The 15,248-nt window shown below is 55.4% G+C and carries 14 protein-coding genes; 13 read left to right on the forward strand and 1 reads right to left on the reverse strand.

Going from position 1 to position 15,248, the window contains the following annotated elements:
* Positions 1–274 precede the first annotated feature (274 nt).
* The 13 genes from AC0LWT_RS05615 to AC0LWT_RS05675 all read left to right on the forward strand — a co-directional run bounded on the left by AC0LWT_RS05615 (position 275) and on the right by AC0LWT_RS05675 (position 14,660).
* Positions 275–988, forward strand: coding sequence for a GntR family transcriptional regulator (locus AC0LWT_RS05615; protein ID WP_474680228.1), 714 nt, complete (start codon positions 275–277; stop codon positions 986–988).
* Positions 989–1,303: 315 nt separating this feature from the next.
* Positions 1,304–2,239: an ABC transporter permease gene (locus AC0LWT_RS05620; protein ID WP_474680265.1), complete on the forward strand. Its 936-nt coding sequence runs from the start codon at positions 1,304–1,306 to the stop codon at positions 2,237–2,239.
* A 19-nt stretch (positions 2,240–2,258) separates the two neighbouring features.
* On the forward strand, positions 2,259–3,140 hold the full coding sequence (locus AC0LWT_RS05625) for a carbohydrate ABC transporter permease (protein ID WP_474680229.1): 882 nt from the start codon (positions 2,259–2,261) through the stop codon (positions 3,138–3,140).
* 41 nt (positions 3,141–3,181) lie between these two features.
* Entirely contained in the window at positions 3,182–3,634 is a 453-nt protein-coding gene (locus AC0LWT_RS05630; RefSeq protein WP_474680230.1) for a hypothetical protein, read from the forward strand.
* A complete protein-coding gene (locus tag AC0LWT_RS05635; RefSeq protein WP_474680231.1) occupies positions 3,543–4,709 on the forward strand; it encodes a type 2 periplasmic-binding domain-containing protein in 1,167 nt (388 codons plus the stop codon). The genes AC0LWT_RS05630 and AC0LWT_RS05635 overlap by 92 nt, the downstream gene beginning before the upstream one ends.
* A 70-nt stretch (positions 4,710–4,779) precedes the next feature.
* Entirely contained in the window at positions 4,780–7,065 is a 2,286-nt protein-coding gene (locus AC0LWT_RS05640) for a helix-turn-helix domain-containing protein (RefSeq protein WP_474680232.1), read from the forward strand.
* A gap of 18 nt (positions 7,066–7,083) precedes the next feature.
* Positions 7,084–8,148, forward strand: coding sequence for a glycoside hydrolase family 88/105 protein (locus AC0LWT_RS05645; RefSeq protein WP_474680233.1), 1,065 nt, complete (start codon positions 7,084–7,086; stop codon positions 8,146–8,148).
* Positions 8,149–8,358: 210 nt separating this feature from the next.
* Entirely contained in the window at positions 8,359–9,567 is a 1,209-nt protein-coding gene (locus tag AC0LWT_RS05650) for an extracellular solute-binding protein (protein WP_474680234.1), read from the forward strand.
* 29 nt (positions 9,568–9,596) lie between these two features.
* The gene (locus tag AC0LWT_RS05655; RefSeq protein WP_474680235.1) at positions 9,597–10,454 is read left to right on the forward strand and encodes an ABC transporter permease; all 858 of its coding nucleotides are present in this window, start codon (positions 9,597–9,599) and stop codon (positions 10,452–10,454) included.
* Positions 10,451–11,251, forward strand: coding sequence for an ABC transporter permease (locus AC0LWT_RS05660; RefSeq protein ID WP_474680236.1), 801 nt, complete (start codon positions 10,451–10,453; stop codon positions 11,249–11,251). Before AC0LWT_RS05655 ends, AC0LWT_RS05660 begins: the two co-directional genes overlap by 4 nt.
* Before the next feature lie 4 nt (positions 11,252–11,255).
* A complete protein-coding gene (locus AC0LWT_RS05665; RefSeq protein WP_474680237.1) occupies positions 11,256–12,302 on the forward strand; it encodes an ABC transporter ATP-binding protein in 1,047 nt (348 codons plus the stop codon).
* 203 nt (positions 12,303–12,505) lie between these two features.
* Complete coding sequence (locus AC0LWT_RS05670; protein ID WP_474680238.1) at positions 12,506–13,201, forward strand: hypothetical protein; 696 nt, start codon at positions 12,506–12,508, stop codon at positions 13,199–13,201.
* A gap of 571 nt (positions 13,202–13,772) precedes the next feature.
* Positions 13,773–14,660: an SMP-30/gluconolactonase/LRE family protein gene (locus tag AC0LWT_RS05675; protein ID WP_474680239.1), complete on the forward strand. Its 888-nt coding sequence runs from the start codon at positions 13,773–13,775 to the stop codon at positions 14,658–14,660.
* Between the two features lie 345 nt (positions 14,661–15,005).
* Here AC0LWT_RS05675 and AC0LWT_RS05680 read toward each other — a convergent pair.
* On the reverse strand, positions 15,006–15,248 hold a 243-nt coding region (locus tag AC0LWT_RS05680; protein WP_474680240.1), incomplete at its 5' end, for a hypothetical protein.

Raw genomic sequence — 15,248 nt, forward strand, 5'->3', positions numbered from 1 at the left:
TATTATCATCCTAACCGATTTGTGACGATAAATACAGAAAATATATAAATAATAAACAAAAATATAGAAAAATGATTTTAAAGTATCGGATATATGAGCTATCGAGGAGTTGTTAGAGAAAACAGCAGTTTACGTTTTTTTAACATTCGATTTATCATAAGTTGATAAAAGCTTTCTACAATTAGACAAGTCTAGACATCCTCGTTTTACATAATCCGGGTGACGATGAAATCGCTGAAGCGATATTTTACGATTAGGGCGGTTGAATGCGGGAATGAAGCACAATTACATCAAGATCAAAGAGGAATTGGCGAGGCAAATTCGGACGGGCGAGCTTCCTGTGGGCGCCAGGCTTCCGTCGGAGATGGAGATGGCCGACCGGTTCGGCGTCAGCCGGGAGACGTTCCGCGCCGCGGTTAAGCAGCTTGAGCGCGAGGGCCTGCTTCGGGTGAAGAGCGGCATCGGGCGCTTCGTCATTCGTCCGGTGCAGCCTATACCGAGCGCTCTCGACCGGCTGAGCTCGACGTCGGAAATGATTCGCAGCGCGGGTTTGGAGGAAGGCGAGTGCGAGGAGAGCATTCGCATTCTTGCGGCAGAGGAGGAGTGGGCGGACTTTTTGGAAATCGCTCCGGGATCGAAAGTGATTGTGAACGAGCGGGTCCGGACGGCCAACGGCGAGCCGGTTTCCTACAATGTGAACATCATGCCGTATGCAAAAGTAGGCGAAGCGTTCGCGCGCAGCAAGCTGAAAGGCTCGCTGATGCAGTTCCTCGAATCGGAATGCGGAATCCGCCTGGTTAGCGCCAATGCCGAGCTGATCGTGCCGCCCCAGGATGATGCGGGAGCAGCCAAGCTTCGCATGCATGCGGGCACGCCGGTGCTGTTGATCAAGCAGACTCATTACGATGAGGATCATTTGCCGATTTTATTTTCCAACGATTATTTTCGCAACGATGTGTTCAAATTTTGGGTGCAGCGCGCCCGCTGAAGCTCATAGAAGCGGCGAACAAGGTTATCCGGGTCGTTATCGGCCCGGGTAGCCTTGTTCTTTTTGGATCAACAACAAAAATGAACTAGTGACAACAAGCTCAATAAAAGACTGTTTTACCGTTCGCAAAACCGTATGTTCCTTTATTTTTCGGGCTTTTAAGGTGATCAAGCAGGGACTATGGACGGAAATCGGATGCCGCCGTTACTATAAATTTGGTTGCAAGCTGCTCCGCAAAGGAACTCGTCATGGAGCTCATATCCCATCAGGCTGCTGAGAGAAGAAAGGAAGGAAGGAAGCAATATGGAAACAAGTATGGAGGCGCCTGTACCCGCGGCTGCAAGCCCGTCCGTGATGCGGAAAAGGCTGGCGCGGAACCGGTGGCTGTATGCGATGGTCTTGCCCGGTCTTCTGTACTTTTTGGTTTTTAAGTACTGGCCCATGTACGGAATATTTATCGCTTTCAAAGACTATCAGCCTTTTCTCGGTTTTTGGAACAGTCCGTTTGTCGGGTTGAAGCACTTCGAGCGGCTGTTTAACGATTCGAACTTTACGATGCTTTTTCGCAACACTCTGATTTTGGCTTTTTATAATATTGTGTTTTTTTTCCCGCTTCCGATTGTGATTGCGCTCATGCTGAACGAATTAAGAAAAGAGCTTCACAAACGGATTTTCCAAACTTTGGTTTACATTCCGCACTTCATGTCCTGGGTCGTCGTCGTCGGGATCGTCTACATCTTTTTTACGACCGAAGGCGGTATCGTCAATGAGTTGCTGGTCCGGTTCGGCGGACAGAAAATTAACTTTCTGCTCAGCCCTGACTGGTTCAGGACGATGATTACGGCTGAAGTCATCTGGAAAGAAACCGGCTGGGGGACGATCATTTTCCTTGCCGCGATTGCCGGCGTCGACCCGCAGCTGTACGAGGCGGCCCGTATGGACGGAGCGAACCGCTTCCGTCAGCTGTGGCACATTACGCTGCCGGCGATCCGCGGGACGATCGTCATCTTATTGATTTTGCGCCTGGGCAATTTTCTCGATACCGGCTTCGAGCAAATATTTTTGATGCTGAATGCGATGAATCGCGAGATCGGCGAAGTTTTCGACACGTATGTGTATTCGGTCGGGATGAGTCAAGGGCAGTACAGCTTCAGCACGGCTGTCGGTCTGTTTAAATCGGTTGCCGGCTTGATTCTTGTAGCCGTTTCCAACTATTTGGCCAAAAAGTTCGGAGAAGAAGGAATTTACTAGAAAGGAGGGTCTGAACGCCATGCCGCACAAACCAACCTGGGGGAACCGGCTGTTCGACGGCCTGAATGTGACGCTGCTGTCCCTGTTCGCATTCATTACGGCAGCCCCTTTTATTTATGTCGCCGCCGGCTCGTTCGCCACGCAAAAAGAACTGCTGATGCGGGGGTTCCTCTTGTTTCCGACGGAATTTTCGCTTGACGCGTACAAGTATATTTTTTCCACGCAGACGCTTGCCAGAAGCTTGCTTGTTACCGTATTTATTACGGTTGCCGGCACCCTTATCAACATTTTCTTTACGTGCCTGACGGCCTATCCGCTCGCCCGGCGGGACATGGATTTCCGCAAACCGATCATGCTGCTCGTTCTGTTCACGATGCTGTTCAGCGGCGGGATGATTCCGACGTTCCTGGTCGTCAAGCAGCTGGGCTTGCTCGATTCGTATTGGGCGTTATTGTTCCCCGGCGCCATCAGCGCTTTTAACCTGATTATTATGCGGAATTTTTTCCAGCAGCTGCCGGACGGCCTGGAAGAATCGGCCAAAATCGACGGCTGCAGCGACTTGGGTATTCTTTTTCGAATCGTCATGCCGCTGTCCTTACCCGCTATCGCCACTTTTTCTTTATTTTACGCGGTTGGGCATTGGAACACGTTCTTTAGCGCCATTTTATACATCAATGACAATACCAAATGGCCGATTCAAGTGCTGTTAAGACAGGTCGTCATACTAGCCTCGGGCGGGATCGGGGACACGACCCAGATGGATGCGGACTATGTCGCTCCCCCGGAACAGTCGGTCAAAATGGCTGTTATCGTCATATCGACGCTGCCGATATTGGCTGTATACCCGTTTTTGCAAAAGCATTTCGCCAAGGGCGTGCTGCTGGGCTCCGTCAAAGGATAGACGCTGCTATGCCCATGAATACAAGGGAGGATTATACCAAGATGAAAAAGATGAACGGAATCCGGCAAAAGAAAATCGGGCTGAAGTCGGCCGCATTACTCGCTTCATTAGCTTTAGCCGTTTCGGCCTGCGGCGGCAAGGATGCTGCAGGTCCGCAAGGAAGCTCGAACGCTGCCGGGAAGCAGGGGCCGCTCAATCTTACGATGATGCTGCCCTCATACAACCCTGAGCAAATGCCGGCGGACAGCGCGGTCTTGAAACAGCTTATGGACAAAACGGACACCCGCCTTACGGTGACCTGGGTACCCTCGACGTCTTACTCGGATAAATTAAGCGCTACGGTCGCATCCGGCGAATTGCCCAAGACGTTTGTCGCGTTGGGAGCCGAAAGCCTCATTCATTGTGAACGCCGCCCGCGCGGGAATGTTCTGGGAAGTCGGCCCGTATCTGAAAAACTACCCGAATTTGAGCAAAATGTCGGACATCGTGCTTAAGAACATTTCCATAGACGGCAAAATTTACGGGGTTTACCGCGAGCGCGATCTGTCGCGTTACGGCTTGATGATCCGCCAGGATTGGCTGGATAATTTGGGCTTGAAGCCTCCGAAAAACATGGAAGAGCTTTACAACGTGCTGAAGGCGTTTACGACGGGCGATCCGGATAAGAACGGCAAAGCGGATACGATCGGGCTGGCCATGGGAATGGAGGGCAGCACGCTCGCCGGTTTTAAAGATATTATGGTTTTCCTGGGCGGTCCGAATGAGTGGGAGCTGAAGGACGGCAAGCTCGTCCCGGCGCATTTGACCTCCGTTTACCTGGATACGCTGAAGTTTTACAAGAAATTGTATGATGAAAAAATAATCAATCAGGACTTCGCCATCGTCAAAGACGGCCGGCAAGTGATGAACAAGGCGCAAGCCGGACTTTGGATCGGCAATATGCACGACAGCGTAACGATTGACGAGAATATCAAAAAAATCGATCCGAAAGCGAAAATTAATTTGATTAACCGCATTTCCGGTCCGAAAGGCGAACGGGTACGCGCAGGAGCAGGCTATCTGGGCGTGTACATGATTCCGAAAACGAGCGTGAAGACGGAAGCTGAATTCAAGCAAATTCTCGCTTATTTTGACAAAGTATCGGGGAAAGACGTGCAGAACCTGATGAAATACGGGATCGAGGGCAAGCAGTTCACGGTGGAGAACGGCAATTACCAGCCGAACTCCGATCCCAAAGCGAAAGCGGAAATCGTAGACGGCAACCAGTTTATGGTGATGCAAAATGAAGTCGTCAGCTACGGCAAAGAGCTGGAGAAGCTCCGCGATAAGCTTTATCAGGACAACGCGGCCATTGCCCTGGCTAACCCTGCCGCTGCGTTCATCTCCAATACCGAGATCGAGAAGGGGAAAGAGCTTTCCAAAATTATCGATGACGCGGCAGTCAAATTCATCATGGGCTCGATCGACGAGGCCGGCTGGAAGCAGGCGCTTGATAAATGGCAGCAAAGCGGAGGCGGCAAGGTTATGGAGGAAATCAACGCCGAGTACGCGAAGACCGCGAATAAATAACGTAATGGCAATTTCGAAAATTTATATGTAAACTTGAAGAGTATTTTAGGGAACCTGTAATGGAGGCTGAATGAAACTTACCCGACCCCCCTCATACTTGTTGAAACTTATGCTGTTTTCCGTCATGATCGGTACGATTCCGGTTATCGTGCTCGGTACGTTCGCTTACTGGAACTCGTCCCGGACGGTGCAGGAGAAAGTCAACGAGGGCAACAAGCAGCTGCTGCAGCAAACGCAGATGAGCGTCGAGCAAATTCTCAAAACCGTGGACACTTCCGCCACGCAGCTGCTCCAATCGCCGGCTGTCACATCCGCCTTTGACAATGAAATTTCAAACAAGGATTTTGAGCTGGTCCATGAGCTGTTCCAGGGAATCGCGCAAATTCAGACGTATGAGCTCGGCATCAAGGATGTTTACCTGTACAGCATGAGCAAACGTTGGATCGTCAGCAGCAGCGGGGTGAACGAATACAGCGTTCCTGGCTTTAAAGCCAGAATGGAAGCGTTCTCTTATTTGCCGGGAGGCTCTTTCTGGACAAGCGATTTACGCGGAAATACGGCCGGAGGCCCGCTGCAATCGATCTATTTCGTGAAAAAGTATCCGTTCAACGCTATGAATCCGAAAGGGCTCGTCTGCGTCGAGCTGTCCACGGAAGCGTTGAAGGAACTTGTTACGCTGCATAACGGCAAGAAGGGCAGCACCTTTCTCCTGGACCGGGACTTCAACGTCATCGGACACCCGGACCGCGCGTTGCTGGGCAGCAGTTGGGCCGATGAAGCCTACTTGAAACCGGTCATGGCAAGCGGGGACGCGGACGGACAATACACAGCCTCCATGGGAAGCGAAAAAGTGGCCGTCACTTACCGCAAATCGCTCTATAACGGCTGGAACTACGTCTCCGTCGCGTCGATCGTGGAGATCAACGAGCATAACAAAATTATCGGCTGGTTTACTTTGCTGGTGTGCATGGGCATCCTGCTGGTCACGTTGATTCTCGCCTGGTTAGGGTCGAAAAAAATGTATAGTCCCATCCAGTCCATTTACACCGCGCTTACGAGAGGAGCGGTCTCCGCTTCCGACGGGCACAAGAGCGGCGACCTGCAGTTCATCGGCGAACGGGTCGATTATTTAATTGAGAGCCAATCCCTGCTCATGAACGAGCTGAAAGGGCAGCAGGTGCAGTTGAAAGAATTTTTCGTGCAAAAATTGTTTCACGGCACGATCAAGCCGGCCGAATTCGAAGCCAAATTGGGGCTGTACGGCATCAAGCACCGCTGGCCTGTCATGGCCGTCCTCGCCGTGCAGATCGACACGCTGAAAAATACCCGGTATGCAGAGTCGGACCGGGACCTGCTGATGTTTGCCGTCAGCAATATCGTCGGCGAATTGATTCCTTTCGAGCACAGGCTTGTGCCCATTGTAACGGCGGATTGCCAAGTGACGATCATCGGCTCGCAGGAAGAGAAGAAGGCTGACTTCCGGGAACATATTTTTTCGCTCTCCGATACGATTCAAAAAGCGATTTATGAGTACCTGGATATCAAGGTGAGCATGGGGATCAGCCGCTCCTTTACCTTAATGGCCGAGGCGCCGCAGGCGTTTCAGGAAGCGGTAACCGCGCTGAAATACAGAGTGGGGTTGGGAGAGGAGTCGATCCTTTTTATCGACGACGTACAGCCACAAAAAAGCAGCTTGTATTCGTTTCCGCAGGAAAGCGAGCAAGCTTTGTTCGATGCTATGCGGACCGGCAATCCGGAGCAGTCCGCGCAGTTATTGAAGGAATTTATCGGGGGCCTGTACCAGCACCATATGCGGCATCAGGACTACCAGTTGTTTTTGCTGCGTCTGTTGGTCGATCTGATCCGGTTCGGACAGGAATTTTCCATTCCGACGGCGCTTATTCACCGGGACGAAGCCTCGTTCATTCAGTCCTTGTTCAAGCTGCGGTCGGTGGAAGAAATCGAGCAGTGGTTTTGGACTACGTTTGTAGCTCCGTTCGTTCTGGAGCTCGGCAGCAGGCGCGAGTCCCAATTCAAGCACATTTCCGCAGCCGTGATCGACATGATTCAGAGAGAATTCGACTCGGAGCTGACGCTGGAAGGGTGCTCTTCGCGGATCAATTCCCATCCTCATTATGTAAGCCGGGTGTTTCGCCAAGAAACCGGCGTTAACTTCGGCGAATATTTGACTCAATACCGGATTGAAATGGCGAAGAAGTGGCTGAAGTCGAGCAATATGAAAATTTCCGAAATCGCCGAACGGTTGACGTACAACAACGCCGCCAATTTCATCCGCTCTTTTCGTAAAGCGGTAGGCATGACCCCGGGACAGTACCGGGAGGAGGGACAACCTTAAATAGAGAGGGAGATGTTTATGCCATTGCTTCAAATCGACGAATCCAAGATCCGGCACGTTATGGATCTCATCGTAGAGAGAACGGGCCATATGGATTTTACTTGGGATTGGCCGGCGGGGGTCGCTTTTTACGGAATTAGCCGCGCTTACGAAGCTACCGGGAACGAAGCCTATTTAAATATGACGATAAAATGGGTGGACGAGCAGTTGGAAGAAGGAATTCCGCCGCTGACCGTCAATGCCGTATCCATCGGCCATACTCTGCTCAGTTTGTATGAAGCGACGAAGAAGGAAGTCTATCTGGAGACTGCAGTGAAGATGGCCGAGCATTTGAAACATGATGCCGTCCGGTTTGCCGGAGGCATTTTCCAGCATACGGTTTCGCAAAACTATGATTTTCCGGAGCAAGCATGGGTGGATACGATGTTTATGGCAGGGTATTTTCTCATTCGGATCGGAACGATGCTGGGCCGCAACGATTATTTGGAAGACGGTCTGCTGCAATATCACGGTCATGAGCAATTTTTGCAAAATGCGGATACGAATTTGTATTACCACGGTTGGGACAACATTGGGCTGAACAATATGTCGGCTGTATACTGGGCAAGAGGCAACAGTTGGGCTGCTTATACGATGGGCCAAGCTTTGGCTTCCGTGGAAGTTACGCATCCGTCCTATATGAAAATATACGATTCCCTCAGAGACCAGCTAAGCGCGGTGGTCCGCCTTCAAGCGGACGACGGCTTGTGGCATACGGTTCTGAACGATTCTGCCGCATATACCGAGACGTCCGGTTCCGCCGGCCTGGCGGCAGGTCTGGTGCGTTTCAACGAAGCTGTCGGTTCCCCGCTGTACAACCGGCAGATTCAGAAAGCGGCGGGCGGTGTGCTGAACCGCGTAAGCGCCAACGGGACCGTAACCGGAGTTTCCGCCGGCACGGCCGTTATGAAGGATGCGGAAGGGTACAAAGGCGTTGCGCAACAACGGATTCAAGGTTGGGGACAGGGGCTTGCGCTCGTATTTCTGTCGTCGCTGTTGACCTACAAGTGGAAGGAAACCGAACCACAAGGGATCACGCTTTAATTTGGATAAGGTTATCCGGGGCCGTACTGGCCTTGCGGATAGCCTTTTTTTGTTTTTGGCCGCCGGTCCCCTGCCGCGCTTCCCCGCACTTCGATTTACTAAAGCTTAACCTGAGGATGATATTGGAATAATACTTCATTTGCATAATAGGACATACAGGGTGTCTAGACAGCATACCTGGCAAAAAATTTGAATGCAAGGATGGGGAATATGCGTAGAGGAATCCAAATTGCGATGGCCGGTATCATGATGCTCTCCCTGCTGGCGGGCTGCGGAAAGGCCGACAATCAGGCAAGTTCGGCTCAGACGGCGGAAACGGCCGGGACGGCGAAGAAAGAAGAGAACAAAAGCGCCCGGATCGGGGCAATCAGCGTCGCCACAGCCGGGGACACGAACATGACGGAACTGCAGGAAAAATCGGTCGCTCCCGAATTCAAAAAGCTGCACAGCGGCGCCGAGGTGACTGTCGTAGGCACAGGCCCGGGGGACGCGGGCTCGCAAAAGATTTTTGAAAAGCTGAAAGCCCAGAAGGACGCCGGAAAAACGGAATGGGACATCGATGTGGCGGTCGTTCATCAAAGCATTATGAAACAACTGATCGACAACGATTTGCTTGAAAAATGGGTGCCTCAGTCGGCCAATAAATCTTACGTAGTATCCGCGGACAGCAAGAACAGTCTCGGAACGAATGTCGACGGCTACGTCATTCCGCTTTTTCACAGCCAAGTGGCGCTGGCCTACAATCCCGATAAAATCAAGCAGCCTCCAAGCAGCATGGAGGAAGTGAAGAACTGGATTCAGGCCAATCCGAAGCGCTTCGGGTACAACGGCGTGAAAAACGGCATGAGCGGGGTTGCCTTCGCGACGGCTTATACATACTGGAAAACCGGCGATTACAAGACGCTGAGCGAAGGTCCTTTCAAAGCCGACCCGGAAAGCAAATGGCCTGCCGCTCTGAAAGAGCTCAAAAGCTTGCCGGTCACGATAACGAACGGAAACAACGGCACGCTCGACATGCTCAACCGCGGCGAGATCGACATGGGCCCCGTATGGGTGGATATGTTTTACCTGTGGAAAGAAGACGGGCGTCTGAATCCGAATATGCGCCTGAAAGTCGTCGATCCGGGACTGCCCGGCCAGCCGATGTACGTCGTCGTCACCAAAAACGCCAAAAACAAAGCGGCTGCCGCTGCGTATGCGGACTATCTCACTTCCCCGGAAATTCAGGCTTCGGTCATTGTGGAAAAAAACAGCTGGTATCCCGGAATCGATGCCACGGCCGTGCTTCCGAAAGTGAGCGACAAAGGCAAGGAGAAGCTGTTCAAGGATGTAACTGCGGAAGATCTCAGCAAACGCGGCCAATCGTTCCCGCTCGCTGAGTATTTGAAAGACTTGCAAACGGCATACGAAGCGAACTGAACATACTGACGCATAGGCGGTGAAGACGAATGCAAGCAGATGCAGGCAAACTGCAGACTGTTCGGCAGGCGTCCGGCCGAAGCGCATGGCTGGGGGCCGCTTGGGCGGCTCCCGCTGTCTGCTTGGTGGGCGCGTTGTTTGTGTATCCTTTTTCCAAATCTTTTCTTGCCAGCCTTCAAGCTGCAGACGGCGGGTGGACCTGGCAGCATTACCAAACGGTATTTCGGCTGTACGCCGGGGATATCTGGTTTACGCTGGTCGTGTCGGCCGCAAGCCTCATCATCCTGCTGGCGCTGTCCGTTCTGCTCGGAGGGCTGCTTCGGCTGCAGGCGCGGCCGTTTGTCGAGTTTTTGTTCAAAATTCCGCTGTTCGTGCCGTTTGTCGTGGTCGGCCATGCGATGCGGGTGTTTTTGGCCCCCCACGGGACGCTCAATTCGGGGCTGATGACGCTTCATCTGTTCGACCCGGATCAAATGCCGTCGATCGCTTTTACGACCGCGGGCCTTATTATCGCATTGGTGTGGAAAAATATTGGCTTTGCGCTGCTGCTCATTCTCGGCTCCTACAGATCGGTCAATGAAAGCTACCTGGATGCCGCCAGAAATATGGGCGCAGGCCGGATCAGGCTGATCAAGGACATTTTGCTGCCTATGGGCAAAGGCTCGCTCGGCGTCGTGACAGTGCTGACGTTCACGTCGATGATGGGCAGCTTTTCCATACCTGCCATGATGGGAGACGGGGGCGGCCGTCAGATGCTGATGATCGATCTGTATTATCAGCTTATTTATCAGCAAAATTCGGGTGCGGCCAATGCCATCGGCGTTATTGCGTATATCGTTTCCATGGGCGCAGCCGTTTACTATATAAGGAGGGTATCGAAAGTATGAACATAGGGCGGTTGTCGCTGCGGTTGGCCGGATATGCGGCGGCGCTGTTTTTTATATTGGGCCCGATTGCCAGTCTGGCGCTGTGGTCTTTTGCGCATAAATGGTTTTGGCCGCATGCCTTGCCGACGGAATGGGGGCTGCGCTACTGGAGCAAAGTGTTCGAGGGCAAAATGGTGCATGCGCTTTCGCTCAGCTTCGGCATTGCCGTCGTTGTCACCGTCGTGTGCCTGCTGATTTCCGTGCCGGTCTCCTATTGGATCGCACGGTATCGGGTTCCGGGCCGTTCGGTGCTGCTGCTGCTGTTTTTGCTGCCGCAGGCGTTCCCGCAGCTTCCTGTTTTTACGAATACGATGGAGCTGATGTACCGCTGGGACCTCGTCGGCACGAAGACCGGACTTATTTTGATCCATCTGGTCGGCGCCGTCGTTTTCTGCGTCTGGACGATGGTGTCCGTGTTCCAATCCGTCTCGCTGTCGATGGAGGATGCGGCTGTCAATTTGGGAGCGTCGCGCAGCCGGACGTTCTTCACAATTACGCTGCCGCTCAGCGTTCCGGGGATGATCGCGGCGGCGCTGCTCGTATTCCTGTATTCTTTGGACGAATTCACCGGAAGCCTGCTGATCGGGGCGCCGTTCCAGCTGACGATGCCGGTGTTTATGTACAATGCGGCGATGGGCTATGAAATGCAGGTTGCTTCCGTTACCGCCCTGCTGCTCATGGTTCCGGGCATCGCGCTGCTGCTCTTGCTGCAGCGATTCATGCGCTCCGAATATTTGAGCGCTTTCGGGAGGGTGTAAACCGATGCAAATTCAGCTTCAAAATTTGACCAAAAATTACGGCGGCAGCCGGGGAATTGCCGGCATCAGCCTGGAGCTGCCTTCAGGGGGCCTGACGGCGATCGTAGGCCCCAGCGGCTGCGGCAAGACGACGCTGCTCCGCACGCTCGCCGGCTTTCTCGCGCCGGACGCTGGCGTTATCCGCTTCGGTGAGCGGGACGTCACCTACGCGAGCCCGCAGCAGCGCGGCGCGGCGATGGTGTTCCAAAACTATGCGCTGTGGCCGCATATGTCGGTTTTCGATAACGTCGCGTACGGACTCAAGCTGCGCAAAGTACCGGCCGCCGAGCGGGAGCGGCGGGTGCTGGACGTGCTGCGGCGGGTGGAGATCGACGTCTCCGAAGTCCGCCGCCGGCACCCGCAGCACTACTCCGGCGGCCAGCAGCAGCGCATTGCGCTGGCCCGGGCGCTCGTCGTGCAGCCGGACCTGCTGCTCATGGATGAGCCTTTGTCGAATCTCGACGCCAAAGTCAGACAGCGGCTGCGGGTGGAGATCCGCAGCATTCAGCAAGCTTTCGGCATCACGGCGCTGTACGTGACGCACGACCAGGAGGAGGCCCTCTCGATGGCCGACTACGTCGTCGTCATGAACGAGGGCCGCATCGAGCAAGCGGGCACGCCGCAGGAAGTGTACTGCCGGCCTGCGACTTATTTCACGGCTCACTTCCTCGGCGAGAGCCATACGCTGTGCCTGCTGCGCGGCAAGGAAGAGCAGCGGCTCGTCGTCCGCGCCGGCGATGCGCGCATCGGCGAGCGTCTGGAGCAGCCGCATAGCGCGCAGCCGCTGCAGGCGATCGAAACCGACGGCGAGGTCGTATTGACCGGCGCCGTGCGGGGCCATTTGTTCCTGGGCTCCGCGTACAGGCACATCGTTCACATCGGTTCGCAGTCTTTTTTTGCGGACAGCGAAGTGCCGCATCCCGAGGGGACGTACGATATCCGCATCCCCCGGGACAAAGCTTACTGGTTCGCAGCCGAGGCCAGCGAACCGCACAAGGAGGTGTCCGCATGAGCAGCGCTTGCGTACACATGTTGAACGTCGGATGGGGCGATGCCCATTTCATCCGTCTCCCTTCCGGCAGCCTCACCCTCATCGACGGAGGCGACGGCGCACCGGGCGAGCGGGAGGATACCCCGCTCGCCTGGATGAACCGGCACGGCGCAGACCGGCTCGAGATTGCGGCCCACAAGCAGGTGGGGGTGGGCTGCGCGATTTTGCCCTATGCCCGGTTTGATCTGCCGGCCCGTTCCGTCGTACAGCCGGAACGCGATCCGGGCGTTGAACGGGCGTACCGGGTGCTGGAGCATTACATCCGGCTGGTCGATCTGCTGCTTGAGCGCGGCGTTCCGATCGTTTGGCGCAGCGTGTACGATCAGGAAGCTTCCGGCGTCGTCTGGAGCCGGGAAGGTTATACGCTGCGGCATCTGTACCCGTGGCCGGACGATCCGCTGCCCGCGCTTGCGATGCTGGAGGCCGCGCTGGGCGCTTACGAGCGGCGATCCGCCGATGCGGACGGGCTGCTCTGCGAGTTTTTCGAGCTGTCCAACGACGACAGCTCGGTGTACAGGCTGTGCGCCGCGGAAGGAGACGCGGCGTCTGCGGTGCTGTTCGGCGCCGATCAGGTCGAACCCGGCTGGGCGCGCCTCGCCCGGCGCGCCGATCTGCACAGCGCCGTGTGGAAAGCCTCCCATCACGGCATGGAGGACGGACTGAGCGGATTGACGCTTTCGCTGATCCGCCCCGGGCATGTCGTCGTGCCGATCAGCGAAAGCCTCTCGACGCCGCTGCTGGCTCGCTGGCGGGAGCTTGAGGCTGCCAGCGGCAGCAAACTGGTGCGCACCGGCGACGTACCCGCCGGTAACAGGCGGCACGTATTCACGGCGGCCGCCATTGAAGTTTACATCGGCTGAGGCTAGGGCCCGGCTGATGAAAAAACGCGCAGGCTGCGGGCATTGACCGCAGCCTGCAGGCCGTGGCCCCAGCCAGCTGCGAGGGTCACAGCTAGCGTCGCGAAGGCGACAGCTTGCGGCGAGAGCCACGGCTAGCGTAGCTAAGGCCAGAGCCAGCTGCGAGTGCCACAGCTTGCGTCGTGAAAGCCCCAGCCTGAGGCGAGTGCCCCAGCTAGCTTAGCGAAGGCCAGAGCCTGAGGAGAGTGCCAAAGCTAGNCCAGCTGCGAGTGCCACAGCTTGCGTCGTGAAAGCCCCAGCCTGAGGCGAGTGCCCCAGCTAGCTTAGCGAAGGCCAGAGCCTGAGGAGAGTGCCAAAGCTAGCGTCGCGAAAGCCCCAGCCAGCGGCGAGAGCCACGGCTAGCGTTGCGAAGGCCCCAGCTAGCGTCGCGAAGGCCCCGGCCAGCGGTCAAGACCACAGCTTGTGCGTTAAATTTTTGTTCGTATCCTTCCAGAATTTATGTTAGTGTTGGAGTGGAGACAAGCGGTTATTTCTTCATTTTGTTCACTATAAAACGATGACGGGGGAATGGATTTTGCAGCACTATCGACAGGAACTTGAGCTTGTATGGGACGGTAAAGCGACGCTCGGCGAAGGGCCTGTATGGGACCATCGCACCCGGCAGTTGTTGTGGGTGGATATTATGGGCAAGCGCGTACATACGCTGAATCCCGTTACCGGTGAGGAACGCGCCATTCATGTCGGCCACTTGGTCGGGGCGGCGGTTCCGCGGGAGCAGGGAGGCTTGGTGCTGGCGCTGCAGGACGGGTTCTACTCGCTCGACCCGGCGGGGGAGCAGTTAACCCGGCTGGCCGGACCGGAGACCGGCAACCCGGGCAACCGGTTCAATGACGGCAAATGCGATCCGGCAGGGCGCTTTTGGGCCGGTACGATGGACATGACGGAGCAGCGCCCGAGCGGTTCGCTGTACTGCCTGGACATTCACGGCGAGTGCCGCAAGGTGCTGGACAACGTCACGGTATCCAACGGGCTCGGCTGGAGCCCCGATAACCGCGTGATGTATTATATCGATTCGCCGACGAAGCGGGTGGTCGCTTACGATTACGATCTTGAGAGCGGGACGCCGGGTAATCCTCGGGTTGTGGTGTCGATCCCGGAGGGAGAAGGATTCCCGGACGGCATGACCGTTGACGCTGAGGGGATGCTGTGGATCGCGCAGTGGGACGGTTGGCAGGTGTCGCGCTGGAATCCGGCAACGGGAGAGAAGCTGGGCTGCGTCCGCATCCCTGCGGCCAGGGTATCTTCCTGCTGCTTCGGCGGGGAGCGCTGCGACGAATTGTACATAACGACGGCGCGCATCGGGTTAAGCGAAGAGCAACTGAAAGAGCAGCCGCACGCCGGGGGCGTGTTCCGGGTCAAGCCGGGCGTGCAGGGTATGCCCGCCAGCTTTTACGCCGGGTAAGATGCCGGCCGGCAGCGACCGATAAACGGCTCGGGCAAGCGGCTCCGCGGGCGAAATTGCCGCACTGCCGCGCTCGGACGCGGCGGCTGCTTCTCCAAGGGGCCGTCCCCAAAGGCCCCCTCACGCCGCGACATGAAGGGAAGCCTGTCCGGCAGCGCGAAAAACGGGCACCACTGGCAGTGCGCAGAAACCTGCGCTTTTGAGACACTTGGAAAGCTGCACCCGCTAAGGCAGCGCAACTATTTGGCAGCGCGGCGTGCAGAACTGCTGCAAAAACACCCAAGACGTCACCCCACACGGTGCTGCAGCGAGCAAAAAGCCTGCAAAAGTGCAGCTTTTTGCTCGTCAATACGCCTGCAGCAAAATATTCCTGCAAAAGTGCAGGCTTTTCTGCCGATACGCAGGGCTCAGGCCATTTTGAGCCGAAATTCCTGCACAATCGCAGGCTTTTCCGCCAAACGGGCCGTTTCCACCGCAAAAGCCCACTGGCTTTGCAAACAAAACCCTAACTGTGGGATGAAATCCATATAAAGGTATTCGTGATGAGATGGCACGCATGTAGTTGAGTGTCGTTTGGTTGCAATTTAC

Source organism: Paenibacillus sp. sgz302164, assembly GCF_056120505.1.

Bases quoted from the DNA above. Each gene is read 5' to 3' on its own strand.
- AC0LWT_RS05665 (WP_474680237.1), top strand. From the start codon at position 11,256: ATGCAAATTCAGCTTCAAAATTTGACCAAAAATTACGGCGGCAGCCGG.
- AC0LWT_RS05640 (WP_474680232.1), top strand. From the start codon at position 4,780: ATGAAACTTACCCGACCCCCCTCATACTTGTTGAAACTTATGCTGTTT.
- AC0LWT_RS05660 (WP_474680236.1), top strand. From the start codon at position 10,451: ATGAACATAGGGCGGTTGTCGCTGCGGTTGGCCGGATATGCGGCGGCG.
- AC0LWT_RS05650 (WP_474680234.1), top strand. From the start codon at position 8,359: ATGCGTAGAGGAATCCAAATTGCGATGGCCGGTATCATGATGCTCTCC.
- AC0LWT_RS05625 (WP_474680229.1), top strand. From the start codon at position 2,259: ATGCCGCACAAACCAACCTGGGGGAACCGGCTGTTCGACGGCCTGAAT.
- AC0LWT_RS05655 (WP_474680235.1), top strand. From the start codon at position 9,597: ATGCAAGCAGATGCAGGCAAACTGCAGACTGTTCGGCAGGCGTCCGGC.
- AC0LWT_RS05615 (WP_474680228.1), top strand. From the start codon at position 275: ATGAAGCACAATTACATCAAGATCAAAGAGGAATTGGCGAGGCAAATT.
- AC0LWT_RS05620 (WP_474680265.1), top strand. From the start codon at position 1,304: ATGGAGGCGCCTGTACCCGCGGCTGCAAGCCCGTCCGTGATGCGGAAA.
- AC0LWT_RS05630 (WP_474680230.1), top strand. From the start codon at position 3,182: ATGAAAAAGATGAACGGAATCCGGCAAAAGAAAATCGGGCTGAAGTCG.
- AC0LWT_RS05645 (WP_474680233.1), top strand. From the start codon at position 7,084: ATGCCATTGCTTCAAATCGACGAATCCAAGATCCGGCACGTTATGGAT.